This window comes from Pseudonocardia adelaidensis (assembly GCF_039543345.1).
GTDB classification, from domain to species: Bacteria; Actinomycetota; Actinomycetes; order Mycobacteriales; family Pseudonocardiaceae; genus Pseudonocardia; species Pseudonocardia adelaidensis.
Genome location: NZ_BAABJO010000024.1, coordinates 16,824 through 34,127 on the forward strand (window position 1 = coordinate 16,824; position 17,304 = coordinate 34,127).

Sequence of the window (17,304 nt, forward strand, 5' to 3'; positions counted from 1 at the left end):
CGTCGAGCGCGTGGACAACGCCGACCGGGGTCGGCCTCCGGCCGATCTTCCTCGCGTGTGAGGACCCGGTCACGTCGGCGTGGACCTCGATGGGCTCCGGCGTGCCGAGCACTCGTTCGCGTCGGTCTCGCTCGCCGGAATCGCGGCCCGGGCGTCGTCCTGGGGGCACGCCCGATCTCGACGATGGTCGTCCTGGCGGGCCGGGATGAGCCTCGTGCTGCTGCCCCGCCGGGTCGAGACCGCGGCCTGACAGCGGCGTTCCGCGGAACGCCACGAGCGCCAATAGGGTTGCCCCGTGGTGAGCGACGCCCTGATCACCTGGCTTCGCGACTCCGATCCCGCCTTGCGGTGGCAGGTCGAGCGCGACCTCGTGCATGAACCGCCGGAGGTCTGGGAGGCGACGCGGGCCCGGATCGCGACCGAGGGCTTCGGTGCGCGCCTGCTCGCGCTCCAGGACCCGGACGGGCAGTGGGCGGGTGGCGCGTTCTTCCCCGCGGACTTCGGCCCCGACACGGGGGAGGTCGGGCAGCCGTGGACGGCGACGACGTGGACGCTCGTCACGCTCCGGGAGTGGGGACTCGACCCCGCCGTGCTGCGCGAGCGCCGCACGGCCGAGCTGCTCGCCGAGAACAGCCGCTGGGAGTACCAGAACCTGCCGTACTGGGGCGGCGAGGTCGACTGCTGCATCAACGCCTGGACCGTTGCCAACGGCATCTGGCTCGGGGCCGACGTCACCGGGATCGTCGACTGGTTCCTCGAGCACCGGCTACCGGACGGCGGCTGGAACTGCGAGTGGGTGGAGGGGTCGGCGCGCTCATCGGTCCACTCGACGCTCAACTCGCTCAAGGGGCTGCTCGCCCACGACGTCGCGACCGGAGGCACGGAGGCGACGCGCGCCGCCCGGCGCTCCGGCGAGGAGTACCTCCTGCAACGGGGGCTCTTCCGCCGCCTGTCGACGGGCGAGCCCGTGGCACCGTGGGTCGACCGCTTCGCCTACCCGTTCCGCTGGTTCTACAGCGTGCTCAACGCGGCCGAGTACTTCCGCCAGGCGTCGCTCGTTGACGGCACGGCCCCGGACCCGCGGATGGGCGACGCGATCGAGCTCGTCCGCGCCGCCAGGCAGCCGGACGGCACGTGGCTCCAGGCCCGCCGGCACCCGGGCCGGGTGTGGTTCGAGGTGGACGTGCCGGCGGGGGAGCCGTCGAAGTGGCTGACGCTGTTCGGCAGCCGGGTGCTCGCCTGGTGGGACGCTCAGGCGACGATCAGGTAGAGGCCGTAGCCGACGATCGCCGCGACCGCCAGGAGGCAGATCGCCGCGATCGTGGTGCCGGCCGCGGGGCTCACCGGCGGGCGTGCGCCGTCACCCGGCCCACCGACGGGTTGTGCTGCCCGTGCGGAGAGGCCGACGAGCGCGAACGCCACGAGCGCGACGACCGCGACCCCGACCGCGAGCGACACCACGCACACCACGAGCAGTGATCCCCACGCGATGCTCATCAGGAGATCCCCTTTCAGGCTGCTGCGCCGGCGGGCGCATTCGGGGCCGGGACGTCGTTGACGTTCTCGGCGGTGATCGGGCGGCGCCGCGACGCGGCGTAGATGCCACCGGCGAGCGCGATGGCGACCAGCGCGACGATGATCGTCCCGACGGTGCCGGTGGAGGCGAGCCAGGCCGAGGCGGCGCCGACCGCGGCCGCGGCGGGCAGGGTGAGGATCCAGGCGACCGCCATCTGGCCGGCCACGCCCCACTGCACGGCGGCGAGCCTGCGCCCGGCGCCCGCGCCGAAGATGGCGCCAGTCGCGACCTGCGTCGTGGAGAGCGCGAAGCCCAGGTGCGACGAGGTGAGGATGACCGCCGTCGCACTCGTCTCGGCGGCGAAGCCCTGCGGGGTCTGGATCTCGCTGACCCGCTTGCCGAGCGTCTGGATGATCCGCCAGCCGCCGATGTAGGTGCCGAGCGCGATCGCGAGTCCGGCGGAGAGGATCACCCAGAACGGCGGGCCCGAGTCCGGCGTGAGGAACCCGGCCGTGATCAGGGTCAGGGTGATCACGCCCATGGTCTTCTGCGCGTCGTTCGTGCCGTGGGCGAGCGCGACCATCGATGCCGAGACGATCTGGCCGAGCTTGAAACCGCGGGTCACGGTGCCGTCGTCGGCGCGCCTCGTGATCCGGTAGGCGAGGTAGGTGGCGATGAGGGCCACGACGCCCGCGAGCACCGGGGAGATCAGGGCCGGGATGACGACCTTCGTCAGGACCGCCCCGAAGTTCACCGCGTTCACCCCCGCGGCCACCAGCGTCGCGCCGATGAGCCCGCCGAAGAGGGCGTGCGACGAGCTGGACGGGAGGCCGAGCAGCCAGGTCAGCAGGTTCCACAGGATGGCGCCGACGAGCCCGGCGAAGATCACGATCGGGCCGATCCTGGCCTCGTCGACCAATCCGCTGGAGATCGTCTTCGCGACCTCGACCGAGAGGAACGCGCCGACGAGGTTCAGCGCGCCGGCGATCGTCACCGCCACCTTCGGTGAGAGCGCGCGGGTGGCGATCGAGGTCGCCATCGCGTTCGCCGTGTCGTGGAACCCGTTGGTGAAGTCGAAGACGAGGGCCGTGGCCACGACCACGACCACGATCAAGGTGACGTCCATGCGCGCCTTCCCGAGCTCGGACCGGACGACTCAGCGTCACGCCCGGGCGCGGGATCGCGCACCAACACGGCTTGAACGGTCGATGAAAAAGGAACCCGGCTATTCCCGGAGGAAAAGGACAGGTCGGGTCATAACGATTGTCGCAGATGCGGTACCCGTCACGGAGTGCCGCCGCGCGACTCCCTCGCGTACGCCGTCGAGGACCGGACCGGGCCGCACGGCGGCCTCCTGTACCGTCACCGCGAAATCGAGGCGGCGCAGGCAGGCTGTGCCCCCGGGAACGGTGGGGTGTGGACGAGCCGGCCGATCCGCGAGCCCGCGCGGCCCGGACCAAGCGGATCCGCACGCGCGCGGCGCTGATCGCAGCGGCCGACTCGGCATTCAGCCGTCGCGGGTGGGCCGCGACGCGCATCGAGGACATCGCCGACGCCGCGGGCGTGAGCCCCGCCACGGCGTACAACCACTTCCCGACCAAGCACGCCCTGCTCGGAGCCGTGTACGAGCCCTACGTGCGCGGTCACATCCACCAGGCCGAGCAGGACATCGCCGCCCGGCGTCCGGTGGTCGAGGCGCTCATCGACCAGGTCAAGGCGCTGGCGCGCCTCAGCTGGTACCACCGCGGGCTGACGGCCGCGTTCACCGCAGCGATGCTCGACTACACGATCAAGGTCGGGAAGGCGCCGGACCCGGACGACCAGGGTGACCCGCGGATCCTCGCCCCCGTCAACGTGGCGCTGCTGCTGCTCATCGACCACGGCCAGGCCACCGGTGAGCTGCGCTCCCACCCGCCCGCGGGCGAGATCAGCGGCATGCTGGTCAACCTGCTGCTGGTGCGGAGCATCAACCGCAAGGACGAGCCCCCGTCCGACACCGCCGACCTGCTGCTCACGGTGCTGTTCGGCGCGCTCCGCCCAGACCTGCTCGTCGGGCGCGACGGGGCCGGCCCGTTTTGGCGCGCCTGACGACCGGCGGGCAGGCCCTCACCGGCTCCGGGAGACCAGGCGGGCGAGGAACGGTGTCGCGATGTCGAACGCCGTGGTCATCAGGGCCGGCGGGTCCTGGTTGAGCGTGTCCTCCCGCCGCAGCGCGGCGAAGTCGACGTGCTTGGCGGCCACGCCCGCGGCGGCGAGGACCGCGACGAGCTCGTCCGCGACGATCCCGTACCCGGAGGTCGTCGGGTGGACGCCGTCGAGCCCGAAGAGACCTCCCTGCAGCCTGCCGGTGCGGTCGGAGAGGAAGAACCGGGTGTCGAGGTCCGCGATCGGCTCCGGGAGCGCACGGGCCGACCAGCTGTGGCGCGCGGTGGCCTCGGCGTCGGCGATGAACCGCCGGTACGCCAGCCCGTCGAGCACCCCGCACAGGTCGAAGACGTACCAGTCCCGGCCACGTTGCCGGGCGCCGCGGACGGCATCGGCGATGGAGGCGTTGTACTGGTCGATCGCCGAGTCGACGGCGCGGGCCTGCTGGTGGGTGAGGTGCCGGTGCTTGGCGGGGTCGAAGCCCGCCTCGTCGATCCACGGGTCGACGTAGAAGGGGAAGTACCGCGAACCGGGGCGCCACTTCTGGCCGGGCGCCTGCGGGTTGACCCCCTTGGCGATCGGCGCGATCGTCACGTGGGGCACGGTGGCGAGGACGACCCGCCGCGCGCTGATCGCCTCGACCGCCCCCACGAGCTCGGCGAACTCGGCGGCGAAGTGGGTCGGCCGCCACACGTTGTAGCTGCCCTTGCGGTCCAGGTCCGCGTAGCCGTCGCCGCTCCAGAGGATCTTCTTGTCGACGACGGTGCGGAGCGCGTTGTTCCCGCCGAGGACGATGACGAGCGTGTCGATGCCGCCGTCCCGCCCGTGCCACGCGGCGGACCCGATCTGGGTCGCGGCGACCCCGAACGGCGCGAGCACGGACCACGCGGCGATGTCGTTGTCGTTGGACGGGATCGCACCGAGCAGGTCGTCGTGCGCCGGGTTGGCGGCGATCCGAGCGGTCGCGCGGCCGCCCGTGTACGACAGGCTGTCGCGGACGTCCCAGCCGTAGATCCCGAGGTTGTCGTAGCGCACGTCGGTGCGCGGCGGCCTGCTCCCGTCCCCGCGCTCCCAGTAGTCCTCGTTCTGGTCGGCGAGCTGCTGCAGGGCGACCGGCAGCGCCAGCACCTCGAGGGCGTTCAGGCGGTCGCCGAACCGCTCCTGCAGCTTCCGCAGCAGGCCCTCGATGTTGAACGGCAGGCCCCCGAGCGGGCCGCCGTACGTGGGGGCCTGGAACGGGACGTCGAGGCACCGGGCGAGGAGGGCGGGCCAGGAGAGGTCCGTGCGCGACACGGCCCCGCTGGTCAGGCCGTGGGTGAGGGAGTCGCCGACCGTCACGAGCCGGTGGGCGGGGTCCGTGGGTGGAGCCGGGATGTCCGGGTCGCGCTGACCGAGCCCGACCCCGAGCGTCGGGTCGTCGATGCGCGGCGGAAGCACATCGGTCACCACGACGTCGGGTGGGGTGTTGGGATCCAGGTACTCCGGTGGCAGCGCGGCCATGGCCCCTCCTCGCGTTCGCTCGCCGGGGTCCATGGTCGTCCGGCGGACGAAGAGGCGCGAGCGCCGACGGATGATACGCGCGCGGGAGCCCGGCTACCCGGCGCTGCGCGCGCCGAGGTCGTCCCGCTCGCGCGCGGCGCGCCGGTGGGCCTGCGGGGACACCCCGGTCGCGCGCGTGAACTGCAGGCGGAAGTTGCTCGTGCTGCCGAAGCCGGTCATCCGGGCGATCCGCTCGACGGGTTCGCAGGTGGTGTCGAGGAGGTGCAGGGCGCGCCGGATGCGCTGCGCGAGCAGCCACTGCATCGGGGAGGTGCCGAACGCGGCCTCGAAGCGCCGCGCGAGGGTCCGCGAGCTCACGTGCGCGGCTCGGGCGAGGTCGGCGAGGCTGAGGGGCTGCGCGAGGCGTGCCGTGGCCCACTCGATCACGTCGGCGAGGTCGTCGGCGGTGGGCCGGTCGTCGTGCCGCTCGAGCTCCCGGCACATCTCGCCCGTCGTCGGGCCGCCCGCGCACGTGCGGATGCCGCCGTCGACGACGGTGGGTGCGGAGATGTCGACGACGACCCGCGGGAACCGGCGCCGCATGTCGTCGGCGAGGTCGTGGCGGGTGGTCGCCCGGCGACCCGTGAGCAGGCCCGCCGCGGCCAGGACGAAGGCGCCCGAGCCGCTCGCGGCGATCCGGGCGCCGTGGGCGGCCGCGGTGCGCAGCGCGTGGCTCGTCGCCGGCGGCGGGTCGAGCGGCCGGCCTGGCCCTCCCGGGACGATCACGGTGTGGGCGGCGGCCAGTACGTCGAGGCCGTGGACCGCCTCGACCGAGAACCCGGACGCGAGCGGGACGACGCCCGGCTCGACCGCGCAGTACCGCACCGCGTACCGGTGGTGGGTGAGTACGTCGGCGGGCGTTCCCAGCTCGACGATCGACGCGGCGGGCGTCGCCAGCACCGCCACGACGTGCTCCGCAACGTGTCGTTCTCCCGGCACGGGGCGACTCTCCGCGACGCGGCGGAGCGGGGCCAGGCCATTCGCCGGTCAGCTACCGGCCAAGCGGTCCGCTCCGAGGTTGGCCCGGATGCCCGCCGTGGTGACCTCGCCGTCCGTGGTGTTCTCGGCGCCGAGCTCGGTGAGCATGGCCAAGGCCTGCCGCCAGTGCCGCCGTGCGTCCTCGCGCCGGCCGAGGACCGCGAAGGCGTGTGCGAGCCCGTCGTGCGCGTTCGCCTGGTCGGCGGCCTGCTGCAGTCCGGTCGCGACCTCGAGCGCGTCCCGGTGGCAGTCGAGGGCCTGGTCGGGACGACCGGCGGCGAGGTGGAGGCGGCCCATCCCCTGCAGTGCTTCGAACTCCAGGTTCCGGTTGCCGATCTCGCGGGCGAGCGCCAGCGCGGCGCGGTAGGTCTCGCCGGCCTGATCGTGCAGACCGAGCACCCGCTGTGCCGCGGCGAGGCCGATCATCGCGTTGAGCTCCCCGTGGCGGCTGCCGATCCCGTGGGCGATCCGGTGGGCCCGTTCGAAGCAGGCGATGGCGTCCCCGGGCCGGTCCTGCTGCCGGTACTGCCAGCCGAGCCCGGCCAGAGCGTCGGCCTCGCTGCTGCTGTTGCCGGTGTCGTGGGCGAGCTTCCGCGCCTGCCCGAAGGCCTCGAAGGCCTGTTCGTAGTCGCCGAGCTGGCGGTGCAGCCAGCCGAGCGCGATCAGGGCGTTGAGCTCGGTGATGTGGTGGCCGGTGTCGTGGGCGAGCCGCCGGGCGTGCGAGAGGTGCTCGGCGGCCTGGGCGCCGCGGCCCCGGAGCAGGTGGAACTGGCCGAGGCCGAGGAGCGCGTCCATCTCGACGGCGACGTGGCCGGTGTCCCGGGCGAGCGCGAGCGCGAGCGAGTAGCGGTCGGCGGCCTCCTCGTTGCGGCCCTGTTTGAGGTGCGTGCGCCCGAGGTCGGCCAGCGCGCGCTGCTCGGCGGCGCGGTCGCCGGTGGCGCGGGCGACCGCCAGCGCCTGTTCGTGGAGGGCCTCCGCGGTGGCGTACCGGCCCCGGCCGACGACGTGGACGTGCAGGATCGCCGCGAGGTGGTGGACGTGGCCGGGACTGCCGTGGTCGGCGGCCTGCCGGACCACCGCGAGCACGGTCGGGAGCTCGCTGTCGAGCCACGCGGCGGCAGCGGCCGGGTCGGTGGGCACGGGCGCGGGCTCGCCGGACGGGGGCACGTCGGGCCTGCGCGCACGCTCGTACGGGTACGCGGTGTCCATCGCGACGGCGGCGCTGTGGCGGTAGTGGTCGAACAACCGGGTGAGCGCGGCCCGCCGGTCCGGCTCGGGCTCGTCGGCGTCCGCCCTGGCGGTGCTGTGGGTGCGGACCAGGTCGTGGAACCGGAAGCGGCCGGGGGCCGGTTCCTGCAGGAGGTGGGTGTCGAGCAGTTGATCGATCAGCCGCTCGGCCTGCAGCCGGCTCGTGCCGAGCAGCGCGGCGGCCGCGTGCGCGGTCAGATCGGCGCCCGGGTGGAGTCCGAGCAGCCGGTAGGCGCGCTGCTGCTCGGCGGAGAGCTGCCGGTAGGACAGGTCGATGGCGGCCGTGACGCTGCGCTCGCCCGCCTCGAGCTCGGAGCGGCGCAGGCGGTCGATGAGGCGGGCGACCGGCCAGGACGGGCGTGCCGTCAGCCGTGCGGCGGCGATACGCACGGCGAGGGGGAGCCGTCCGCACAGCTCGACGAGCTCGGCCAGCCGCGCGGGCGGTTCGGTGCGCACCCGCTCCTCTCCCGCCGCCAGGGTGAAGAGGGTGACGGCGTCGGGCAGCGGGAGCAGGTCCAGGGAGAGGGCGTGGGTGTGGTCCAGGCCGGTGAGCAGGCGCCTGCTCGTGACGAGCACGAGGCTTCCGGCCGTCCCCGGGAGCAACGGCGTCACCTGTTCCTCGGTGGCCGCGTTGTCGAGCAGGATCAGGGCCCGGTGACCGGCGAGCCTGCTGCGGTACAGCGCCGCGCGGTCGTCGGGCTCGGCCGGGATCTGCTCCGGGGGCACGCCGAGGGAGCGCAGCACGCGGTCGAGCGCATCACCCGGTTCCACCGGGCGACCGGCCCGGTCGTAGCCGTGCAGGTCGAGGTAGATCTGCTCGTCCGGGTAACGCGACGCCACCCGGTGGGCTGCCTGCACCGCCAGTGCGGTCTTGCCGACACCGGGCATGCCGGCGATCGTGGCGATCACGAGCCGGGACGGGTCGGCCGCCCGGTCGAGGTCGGCGAGCTCCGGCTCCCGGCCGGTGAACAGCGGGGACGGGCCCGGGAGCTGGCGCAACCGGTCCGGAACGGGCTCGCGGTTCGCCGCCACGAGGATCGCGCGCTCGTCGGGGCTCAGCCCGAGGGCCTCGGCGAGCAGCCGGATCGAGGTGCTCTGGGCCGCGCCCCCGCGCTCGAACCGGCGGATCGAGCGCACGGACAGGCCCGCCCGCGCGGCGAGCTGCTCCTGGGTCAGCAGCGCGCGCTCCCGCCACTTCCGCAGCAGCTGCCCGGTGTCCTGGGAGCCGACGTCGCTCGTCCGGTGGTCCGCCACGGTCCTCCTCGTCGCGCGGCCGGGGGAACCCCATCCTGTCGTAACCCGATCGGCACCCGGTCGCCGCCGTCACAGGAAGTGGACAGGAAGCGCACAGGGAGGCCCCTGAGGAGGTCGTCGACCAGGGCCTCGCGTTCGACATCACGACCCTGATGAGCCGCAGGCGGGCGCGTCGAGCACCGGGCTCTACCCGGTGTCCCTCACGGCCGCCGTCGACACCACCACCAGGCCGGCCGCCGGCAGCGCACCAGCGGGCGGTCCGGGTGGGCCGCCTCCCTCCCGCTGACCGCTCCCGGCGACTCCTCAGAGTTCTCCCTGGGTCCGAGCTGGGACTCTCGGTAGAGTCGCCGCCGTGGCCGGGCGTCGCAGATCCCTCAGCGTGCTCCTGAACGGCACGTTCGACCGTGCCCTCGAAGTGGCAGCCGAGCTCGAGGACTGCCTCCTGCTCGCCCAGGACCAGGCCGACGCCACCCTGTTCCGGGTGCGGGTACTCGCCCGCGACCTCGAGGGCGCCTTCATGGACGCGTTGACGATCCGCGCCCCGCTCGTCGGCGACTACGACGGTGCGCTCGGCTCCGCGCGGGAGCTGGTCACCGTGCTGCGCCGCATCTACCCGCTCGCGTTCGAGCTCGACGACGCCCGCTACGCAGGCGTCAAGAGCAACGTCGACCACGCCTTCGCGTGCGCCCAGGTGTTCGTCACCGTGCTGGAGATGGCCGAGGAGCGCGGGCCGGGGGAGCCGGACCTCGCCGTGGTGCCGCCGGACGGCGCGGGCGACGCGGGCGAGGTGGAGGAGCAGGTGCGGGAGCAGTGGGCCCGCATCCTGCCCTTCGAGGGTGAACGGGACTGAGGTCCCGGTTCGGCCGTCTCAGTCCGGCGTGGCCACCCGCAGCTCGGTGGTCCGGGACTGGTCGCGCCGGAAGTACTCGGTGTGGTCGGGCGGCAGCGGCGGGCGGTCGAGGATGATGTCGGCGGCCTTCTCCGCGATCACCATGACCGGCGCGTAGGTGTTGGCGTTGGTGACGACCGGCATCACCGACGCGTCCACCACGCGCACGCCGTCCAGCCCGCGCACCTTCATCGTGTCCGGGTCGACCACGGCCTGGTCGTCGGTGCCCATCTTGCAGGTCCCGGAGTAGTGCATGGCGGACTTGGCGTTCGTGACCACCCAGTCCCAGATCTGGTCGTCGGTCTGGGCGTCCGGGCCGGGTGCGGCCTCGCCGCCGTCGTACCGGGCGAGCGCCGACTGCGCCATGATCTCCCGGGTGACCCGCACCGCGTCGATCCAGTCCCGCCGGTCCTTCTCGGCCGTCAGGTAGTTGAACTGGATCGCCGGGGGCGTGCGCCAGCTCGCCGAGGTGGGCGTGATGCTGCCGCGCGAGTCGGAGTTCATCACCCCGACGTGCACCTGGTAGCCGTGCGGCCCGGTGGGCGAGGTCGGGTACGACTTCGACGCCAACGGGAGGAACTGGTACATCAGGTTCGGGAAGGCCAGCTTGTCGTTGCTGCGGGCGAAGCCGCCGGCCTCCCAGTGGTTGGTCGCGCCCGGGCCGCTGCGCAGGAACAACCACTGCGCCCCGATCCACGGCGCGTTCTTCAGGTTCGCGGTGGGCTGCAACGACACCGGCTTGGTGCAGGAGTGCTGGATCTGGATCGCGAGGTGGTCCTGCAGGTTCGCCCCCACCCCGGGGAGGTGGTGCACGACGGGGATCCCCACCGACTCCAGCGCCGCGGCGTCCCCCACCCCGGAGAGCTGGAGGATGTGCGGGCTCTTGATCGCACCGGCGCACAGGATGGTGTCGCGGCTGAGCACGTGGTGCACGTGCCCGCTCCGGTCCACGAACTCGACCCCGACCGCCCGGGTGCCGTCGAACATGATCTTCGAGACGGTCGTGCCGGTGCGGACCGTCAGGTTGTGCCGGTCCATCGCCGGACGCAGGTACGCGCGGGTGGCCGACCAGCGCCGGGACTTGCGGATGTTGTGGTCGAGGGTCCCGAAGCCCTCCTGCCGGTACCCGTTGACGTCCGGGGTGGCGTAGTGCCCGGCCTCCTGCGCGGCCAGCAGGAACGCCTGGGAGAGGACGTTGCCCGGGCGCCCCTTCTGCACCGTCAGCGGGCCGCCGCGACCCCGCAGGGGCCCGCCGACCTCGGCGTCCTCCATGCGCTTGAAGTACGGCAGGACGTGCGCGTAGCCCCAGTTCTGCATGCCGGGCAGCGCGGCCCAGCCCTCGTAGTCCAGCGGGTTGCCGCGCTGGTAGAGCATCCCGTACAGGTTGCTCGTGCCGCCCAGCATGTGGCCCGCGGGCAGGTTCATCCGCCTGCCCCGCAGCCCCGGCTCGGGCTCGCTGCGGTAACGCCAGTCGTAGAAGCTCACGCCGCGGGTGAACGCGATGCCCGCGGGCATCCGCATCAGCACGTCCCACGAGTAGTCGGGCCGGCCGCTCTCGAGCACGAGCACGCGCCGCGCCGGATCCGCCGAGAGCCGGTTCGCCAATGCCGAACCCGCCGAACCCCCACCGACGATGACGTGATCGAACGAGTCGGTCACTGCGCCCCCCTCATGGCAACGTGCCGGCCACGGCGCCCGGTGTCACTCGTTCGGGTGTGCAGTGGCTCTTGACGGCGCAGGACGGTACACGGGGCCACGGCGCGGCGGACAGCCGACCCGGCGGGCTAACGACCCGGCCGCCGGTCCCGATAGACGCCACGTTGGCGCTGTTCGGGGGAGGCACGACCTGCATGCGGTCACGTCGGGGGACGTCCGGATGATGGGTCGCGTGCCGCCACCCCCTGAGCTCGACGCCCCCACCGTGGAGTTCGACGCCGTGACCGCACCCCTGTCGCTCAGCGGCGCGGCCAAGGACGGCTGGCGTGCCCCGCAGCACCGCGACGGGATGGCGCTCGTGCTCAGCTCGGCCGCGTCGTCCGGCATCGGGATGCTGTTCTGGGTGCTCGCCGCCCGCCTGTTCGACCCCACCACCGTCGGGCTGAACTCCACGGCGATCTCGGCGATGACGCTCCTCGGCTCGGCCGCCCACCTGAACCTCGGCAACGCGATCCTGCGCTTCGTCCCGGTGGCCGAGCGGCGCGGCCGGATCGTCGCGGGGTGCTTCGCCGTCGGCATCGGGGTGGCGGCGGTGCTCGGCCTCGCGTTCGCGCTCGGCGCGGGCGTGTGGGCGCCCGAGCTCGTGGCGGCCGTCGGGTACCCGGCCCTGATCGGCTTCTTCGTGATCAGCACGCCGCTGTACACGGTGTTCGTCCTCCAGGACGCCGCCCTCACCGCGATCAAGCGCGCCGACCTCGTGCTGTGGGAGAACCTCGTGTTCTCCCTGCTCAAGGTCGTGCTGCTGGCGGTCGGCGCCTGGCTCGCCATGCGGAGCGGGATCGCGGTCGGGTGGGTGGTGGCCACCCTGCTCGTCGTGCTCGTGGTCACCAGCTGGCTGGTCCGCGCGGTGCGCACGGCAGCGCCCCCGACCGTCGTCCACCCGGTCACGGTGCGGGACCTCGGCGAGTTCGTGGGCGCCGACTACGCGGGGAACATCTTCTGGCAGGCCGCCGTCTTCGGCCTCCCGCTCGTCGTGATCAACCTGGCCGGACCCGACGGCGCGGCCGTGTACGGGGTGGTCTGGCAGATCGCGTTCGCGTTCTACCTGGTGGCGATCGGCATGGGGAAGTCGATGGTGGCCCACAACGCCGCCGCCGACCGCGCCGGAGCCGACCGCGCCCGCCGCGGGATGGAGCGCAAGGCGCTCACGCTCATCGTGCCCGGCGCCGCCGTCACCGCCCTCGCGTCCTACCCGATCCTGTGGGTGTTCGGCGGCACCTACGCGCAGACCGGAACGCTGCTGCTGGCGCTGCTGGTGCTGTCGGCGATCCCCAACGTCGTCACGAACTCCACGGTCTGGGAGGCGCGCGTGAGCCGCCGCCGCTCGGTGCTGGTCGGACAGCCCGCCGCCCTCTGCGCGCTCGTGATGATCGGCACCGCCGTCCTGGTGCCGATGATGGGGATCACCGGCGCCGGGTGGGCGTGGCTCGGCGCCCAGTGCGTGGTGGCCGCCGCGGTCCTGCTGCGCAGGCGGATGGCGAGATCGCCCGAAACGGCGTGACGCCGATGTTGCCGAGTCCCCGCGGTGCCGGTTTCGGTCACCGCCGGCGGGCATGCCGCCGGGTCGGGGGACGGCCGCCACCGCAACCCCAGCGGGTGCGGCAGGGTACCCCCGTGGAGTTCGCCGATGTCGTTCGCCGCCGCCGCATGGTTCGGGACTACGACCCCGACCGACCCGTCCCGCCCGAGGTGCGGGAGCGGTTGCTGGAGCACGCGATCCGGGCGCCGTCCGCGGGGTTCAGCCAGGGCTGGGCGTTCCTGGTGCTGGAGTCGCCGCAGGAGCGGGAGCGGTTCTGGGCCGCAACCACCGGCGGCGGCGCGCCCGACCGCTGGCTCACCCGGATGCGCCGCGCCCCGCTGCTGGTCGTGCCGCTGTCGCACAAGGCCGCGTACCTGGACCGGTACGCCGAACCGGACAAGGGCTGGACCGACCGCGACGAGCGCCGCTGGCCGGTGCCCTACTGGGACATCGACGCCGGCATGGCCGCGCTGCTCATGCTGCTCACCGCGGTGGACGAGGGGCTGGGCGCCTGTTTCTTCGGCATCCCGCCCGATCGGACGACGACGTTCCGGGACGCATTCGGGGTGCCGGAGGAGTACCGCCCGATCGGATGCATATCGGTGGGCTACCGGGGAGAGGAAGACGTGCGCTCCCCATCCCTGAGAAGGGGCCGCAGGAAGGTGGACGAAGTGGTCCACCGAGGCAGCTGGTAGCACTGTGGATCCGTACTGCTGATTTCCGGCCCGCTGAACAGCACTACGGATCCACGGTGCGATCATCCTCTGCGTGTTCGATCTCCTGGATGCTTCCTCGCTGCCCTTGCGGCAGCAGCGGATCCTGCTCACCATCCGGGACTTCGTCGTGCGGCACGGGTATCCGCCTAGCACCCGGGAGATCGGCGATGCCGTCGGGTTGCGGTCGGCCTCGTCGGTGTCGAAGCACCTCGCGAGCCTCGAGGAGAAGGGGTTCCTGCGGCGCGGCACGGCGGTCGCCCGGCCGATCGACGTGCGCGCCTTCCTGCAGGAGCCGCAGGCCGCGGATGCGGGCGACTCCGTCCCCGTGCCCGTGGTGGGCGACATCGCGGCGGGCACGCCCATCCTGGCCGAGGAGCACGTCGACGACGTCCTGACGCTGCCCCGCGAGCTCGCCGGGCGCGGCAACGTCTTCGCGCTGAGGGTCCGCGGCGACTCCATGATCGACGCCGCGATCTGCGACGGCGACACCGTGGTGGTGCGCCAGCAGTCCGAGGCGTACTCGGGCCAGATCGTGGCCGCGATGATCGACGGCGAGGCCACGGTGAAGGTGTACCGCCGCCGGAACGGCCACGTCTTCCTCGAGCCGCGCAACCCGGCCTACGACGTGATGGACGGCGACGAGGCGGTGGTGCTGGGCATCATCGTCTCGGTGCTGCGCAGCGTGTGAGTGCGAGCGGTCTGAGCCTCAGCCGAGCCGCGGCTGCGCGAAGCGCGTGTACGTGCCGTCGTTCAGCGCGATGTGCAGCCAGCCGTCCACCCACTCCTTCAGGACGACGTCGCCCCGGGGCAGCAGGTAGGCCTTCTCGGAGAACGTGAACGGCGCATCGGGGTGCACGGCGCACAGCTCGGGGTGCTGGTGCTGCTGCCACCGGGTCTCCGTGGCGTCGGTGATCATCAGGTCCGCCCGGCCGGCCAGGATCTCCTCGAAGATCGTGTTGTTGTCGGGGTGCGGCACGATGGTGGCCTGCGTCAGGTTGGTCTTGGCGAACTGCTCGTTCGTGCCCCCGGGGTTCACGACGGCCCGCACCCCGGGCTGGTTGATCTGCTCCACCGTCTGGAACCGGGCCACGTTCTCGCAGCGGGTGATCGGCGTCTTGCCGTCGACGAGGTAGGGGTCGCTGTAGAACGCCCGCTCGGCGCGGTCGGTGGTGACGGAGATGCCGCCCATGGCGATGTCGCAGGTCCGGCCGAGGTCGTCCACGAGCGTGCCCCACGTGGTCTTCACGAGCGTGAGCCGCACGCCGAGCTTCGCGGCGAGGTCGCCCGCCATGTCGACGTCGATGCCCTCCCACTGCCCGGTGCCCGCGTCGAGGTAGGTGAACGGGCGGTAGTCGCCGGTGCTGCAGACCTTGACCTCACCGTTCGCGAGCACCGCGTCCAGCACGCTCTGCGCCGGGGCTGGGTCGGGGGCGGTCGCGGGCTCGGCCGAGCATCCGGCGAGGAGGGCCACCGCGGCGAGGGCGCCCCCGACTATCCGGGCGATCATGCCTCCGGCCTGCGGGCCGTAATGATCCACATCGCCGCAGGGTACGTCACTCCCTCGGGTCCGAGGTGTTCTTCCAGGTCGGCGCGCAGCGCGGCCGTGGCCTCGGCGCGTCCGGCGTCGTCGAGCTCGGTGATCAGTCCACCGACCAGCTCCGACACGTACCGATGGGCCGTCGCGACGTCCCGGCCGTAGTACGTGGGCTCGCGGACTCCCCGCAGCTCCGGTTCGGCGAAACCGGCGGCGGTCAGCAGGCTACGCACCCGGTCCGGATCGCCGAGGGCGAACGGGCCGGGACCGTCCGGCGGGGGCAGCTGGAGGTCCCGGCCGACGGCGACCGCCCGGCGGAACGCGGTGAACCACGCGTTGTCGGCCATGGTCTGCCAGACCAGCAGCACCATCCGGCCGTCCGGCTTCAGCGCGCGGGCGAGGTTGGCGAACGCCGCGACCGGGTCGCCGAAGAACATCACGCCGTTGCGGCTGATCACGCGGTCGTAGCGGGCCTCGCCGAGGTCGGCGACCTGCACGTCGGCCTGCGTGAATGTGACGTTGGTCAGGCCCTCGGCCGCGGCGCGCCTGCGCGCGATGTCGAGCATCCGGGCGGACAGGTCCACTCCCGTCACGGCCGCGGCCCGCCGGGCCGCCTCGCGCGTGGTGAGCCCGTTGCCACAGCCGACGTCGAGCACGTGGGAGGTGGGCTCGATCTCCATTGCGTCCAGGAACGGCGGCATGTAGCGGGCGACGCCGGAGTCGAACATGTCGGCGTTGTCGGCCCAGAAGTCGCCGGTGGGCCCGTCCCACGCGGTGGCGGCGTCGGCGTTCGAGGGATGGATGCCGGTCATCGTCGCGCTGTCGCCTCCATGAGTCGCTCCTCCGCCTGCGGTCCGGCGCCGACCCGCGGCAGTCGCAGCACGAACCACAGGCCGACGATCCACCAGATCCCGACGATCGTCCACTCGGCCGGCCAGGCGAGCGCGGCCGGCATCCCGGGCAGGTACAGGACCGCGAGCCCGAGGCTCAGCACCACGGCCGCCCACCCCACCACGGGCCCTGCCGGCACCCGGAACGGGCGCGGCATGTCCGGCTCGCGCCTGCGCAGCACGAGGAACGACAGGGAGACGAGGAGGAACGCGACCACGATGTTGATCCCGCCCGCGTCGACGAGCCACACCAGCATCTGCCGCCCGAACAGCGGCGCGATCACCGACAGCCCGCCGATCACGAGGATCGCGTGGGTGGGTGTGCGGTAGCGCGGGTGCACGTAGGCGAACCAGCGCGGGAGCATCCCGGACTCGGCCATCGCGTAGATGATCCGGCTCGCGCCGATGAGGAACCCGTTCCAGCTGGTGAGGATGCCGGCGATGCCGCCGAGGATGAGCAGGGTGCCCATCACGGGGGTGTCCCACAGCGCGGTCATGCCGTCGGCCGCGGCGAGCTCGGCCGCGGCGAGCTCGCCGTGTGGCAGCGCCGAGCTGACGCTGAGGACCACCACGACGTAGAAGGCCGTGGCCATCAGCACCGAGACGACGAGCAGCTTGCCCACCTGCCGGTGCGGCAGGTCGATCTCCTCGGCCGACTGCGGGATCACGTCGAAGCCGACGAACAGGAACGGGGTGGCGACGAGCACCGAGACGAACCCGGCCAGCCCGCCGGCGAACCACGGTTCGAAGTGGTGGGCCTCCCCGCCGACGAACATGCCCGTGAGCAGGACGAGCCCGACGAAGAGCAGGAACGCGACCGCGATCGTCTGCGCGACGCTCGCCGGGCGGATCCCGATGTAGTTGATCGCGGTGATCAGCACGGCGCCCACGACCCCGACCAGCGCCCAGGTCGCGTACACGTCGTACCCGGCCACCGACCACAGCCGTCCGGCCAGCATGTCCGGGGCGAGGTAGAGCACGGTCTGCGGCAGCGCGACGGCCTCGAACGCGACCACGGAGACGTAGCCCAGCACGATCGCCCACGACGTCACGAACGCCGGCCGCGAGCCCATGGCGCGCAGCGCGTAGTTGTGCTCGCCGCCTGCCCGCGGCATCGCGGCGACGAGCTCGGCGTACGCCAGTCCGACCAGCGTCATGACCAGGCCACCCGCGACGAAGGCCAGCGCAGCGCCGAGCGTGCCGGCATCCTCCAGCCAGCCGCCCACCAGTACGACCCAGCCGAAGCCGATCATCGCGCCGAACCCGACCGCGATGGTGTCCCAGCGCCCGAGAGCCTTGATGAATGCGGTTCCTTCGCGATCCGACACGGGCGGCTCCTCTGCCTCTTCCGGGGGAGCCG

At 72.9% G+C, this 17,304-nt stretch carries 16 protein-coding genes; 7 read left to right on the forward strand and 9 right to left on the reverse strand.

The annotated features are described in order from the left end of the window. Positions 1 to 79: 79 nt before the first annotated feature. Together ABEA81_RS27455 and ABEA81_RS27460 are read left to right on the forward strand one after the other, a co-directional pair. Positions 80 to 250: a hypothetical protein gene (locus ABEA81_RS27455; protein WP_345608587.1), complete on the forward strand. Its 171-nt coding sequence runs from the start codon at positions 80 to 82 to the stop codon at positions 248 to 250. Positions 251 to 295: 45 nt separating this feature from the next. Beyond that, complete coding sequence (locus ABEA81_RS27460; protein ID WP_345608589.1) at positions 296 to 1,270, forward strand: prenyltransferase/squalene oxidase repeat-containing protein; 975 nt, start codon at positions 296 to 298, stop codon at positions 1,268 to 1,270. On the opposite strand, the gene ABEA81_RS27465 is transcribed toward ABEA81_RS27460, so the two are convergent. Both ABEA81_RS27465 and ABEA81_RS27470 read right to left on the reverse strand, forming a co-directional pair. Further along, complete coding sequence (locus tag ABEA81_RS27465; protein WP_345608591.1) at positions 1,252 to 1,497, reverse strand: hypothetical protein; 246 nt, start codon at positions 1,495 to 1,497, stop codon at positions 1,252 to 1,254. The genes ABEA81_RS27460 and ABEA81_RS27465 overlap by 19 nt on opposite strands. Before the next feature lie 14 nt (positions 1,498 to 1,511). Next, positions 1,512 to 2,642, reverse strand: a complete 1,131-nt coding sequence (locus ABEA81_RS27470) for an inorganic phosphate transporter (protein ID WP_345608593.1) — start codon at positions 2,640 to 2,642, stop codon at positions 1,512 to 1,514. A gap of 290 nt (positions 2,643 to 2,932) precedes the next feature. Here ABEA81_RS27470 and ABEA81_RS27475 point away from each other — a divergent pair, with 290 nt between their 5' ends. Next, positions 2,933 to 3,604, forward strand: coding sequence for a TetR/AcrR family transcriptional regulator (locus tag ABEA81_RS27475; RefSeq protein WP_345608595.1), 672 nt, complete (start codon positions 2,933 to 2,935; stop codon positions 3,602 to 3,604). Between the two features lie 18 nt (positions 3,605 to 3,622). On the opposite strand, the gene ABEA81_RS27480 is transcribed toward ABEA81_RS27475, so the two are convergent. The 3 genes from ABEA81_RS27480 to ABEA81_RS27490 form a co-directional block, all read right to left on the reverse strand. Continuing rightward, positions 3,623 to 5,161 (reverse strand): hypothetical protein, encoded by a 1,539-nt coding sequence (locus tag ABEA81_RS27480; RefSeq protein ID WP_345608597.1) that lies wholly within the window; start codon positions 5,159 to 5,161, stop codon positions 3,623 to 3,625. A 93-nt stretch (positions 5,162 to 5,254) separates the two neighbouring features. After that, positions 5,255 to 6,139, reverse strand: coding sequence for a GlxA family transcriptional regulator (locus ABEA81_RS27485; protein ID WP_345608599.1), 885 nt, complete (start codon positions 6,137 to 6,139; stop codon positions 5,255 to 5,257). A 48-nt stretch (positions 6,140 to 6,187) separates the two neighbouring features. After that, complete coding sequence (locus ABEA81_RS27490; RefSeq protein ID WP_345608601.1) at positions 6,188 to 8,680, reverse strand: ATP-binding protein; 2,493 nt, start codon at positions 8,678 to 8,680, stop codon at positions 6,188 to 6,190. A gap of 352 nt (positions 8,681 to 9,032) precedes the next feature. On the opposite strand from ABEA81_RS27490, the gene ABEA81_RS27495 reads away from it, so the two are divergent. Then, positions 9,033 to 9,530: a hypothetical protein gene (locus tag ABEA81_RS27495; protein ID WP_345608603.1), complete on the forward strand. Its 498-nt coding sequence runs from the start codon at positions 9,033 to 9,035 to the stop codon at positions 9,528 to 9,530. 18 nt (positions 9,531 to 9,548) lie between these two features. Here the strand turns inward: ABEA81_RS27495 and ABEA81_RS27500 are convergent, their stop codons facing one another. After that, positions 9,549 to 11,228, reverse strand: a complete 1,680-nt coding sequence (locus tag ABEA81_RS27500; protein ID WP_345608606.1) for a choline dehydrogenase — start codon at positions 11,226 to 11,228, stop codon at positions 9,549 to 9,551. A 229-nt stretch (positions 11,229 to 11,457) separates the two neighbouring features. On the opposite strand from ABEA81_RS27500, the gene ABEA81_RS27505 reads away from it, so the two are divergent. From ABEA81_RS27505 to lexA, 3 genes are all read left to right on the forward strand, one after another. Beyond that, positions 11,458 to 12,786 carry a lipopolysaccharide biosynthesis protein gene (locus tag ABEA81_RS27505; protein ID WP_345608608.1) on the forward strand — a complete coding sequence of 443 codons (1,329 nt, stop codon included), beginning with the start codon at positions 11,458 to 11,460 and terminating at the stop codon, positions 12,784 to 12,786. Between the two features lie 113 nt (positions 12,787 to 12,899). Continuing rightward, the gene (locus tag ABEA81_RS27510; protein ID WP_345608610.1) at positions 12,900 to 13,499 is read left to right on the forward strand and encodes a nitroreductase family protein; all 600 of its coding nucleotides are present in this window, start codon (positions 12,900 to 12,902) and stop codon (positions 13,497 to 13,499) included. Between the two features lie 64 nt (positions 13,500 to 13,563). Further along, entirely contained in the window at positions 13,564 to 14,208 is a 645-nt protein-coding gene (gene lexA / locus ABEA81_RS27515; RefSeq protein WP_425570687.1) for a transcriptional repressor LexA, read from the forward strand. An 18-nt stretch (positions 14,209 to 14,226) separates the two neighbouring features. Here the strand turns inward: lexA and ABEA81_RS27520 are convergent, their stop codons facing one another. The 3 genes from ABEA81_RS27520 to ABEA81_RS27530 are packed head-to-tail and all read right to left on the reverse strand — an operon-like array spanning position 14,227 to position 17,272. Then, positions 14,227 to 15,027, reverse strand: a complete 801-nt coding sequence (locus ABEA81_RS27520; protein WP_345608614.1) for a transporter substrate-binding domain-containing protein — start codon at positions 15,025 to 15,027, stop codon at positions 14,227 to 14,229. Then, positions 15,024 to 15,866, reverse strand: a complete 843-nt coding sequence (locus tag ABEA81_RS27525; RefSeq protein ID WP_345608616.1) for a class I SAM-dependent methyltransferase — start codon at positions 15,864 to 15,866, stop codon at positions 15,024 to 15,026. Before ABEA81_RS27525 ends, ABEA81_RS27520 begins: the two co-directional genes overlap by 4 nt. Then, entirely contained in the window at positions 15,863 to 17,272 is a 1,410-nt protein-coding gene (locus ABEA81_RS27530; protein WP_345608618.1) for an APC family permease, read from the reverse strand. Before ABEA81_RS27530 ends, ABEA81_RS27525 begins: the two co-directional genes overlap by 4 nt. Positions 17,273 to 17,304: the final 32 nt, after the last annotated feature.

Excerpts from the sequence above, each read along its gene's own strand:
- ABEA81_RS27470 (WP_345608593.1), bottom strand. The coding sequence starts at position 2,642 with ATGGACGTCACCTTGATCGTGGTCGTGGTCGTGGCCACGGCCCTCGTC.
- ABEA81_RS27480 (WP_345608597.1), bottom strand. The coding sequence starts at position 5,161 with ATGGCCGCGCTGCCACCGGAGTACCTGGATCCCAACACCCCACCCGAC.
- ABEA81_RS27520 (WP_345608614.1), bottom strand. The coding sequence starts at position 15,027 with ATGATCGCCCGGATAGTCGGGGGCGCCCTCGCCGCGGTGGCCCTCCTC.
- ABEA81_RS27525 (WP_345608616.1), bottom strand. The coding sequence starts at position 15,866 with ATGACCGGCATCCATCCCTCGAACGCCGACGCCGCCACCGCGTGGGAC.
- ABEA81_RS27465 (WP_345608591.1), bottom strand. The coding sequence starts at position 1,497 with ATGAGCATCGCGTGGGGATCACTGCTCGTGGTGTGCGTGGTGTCGCTC.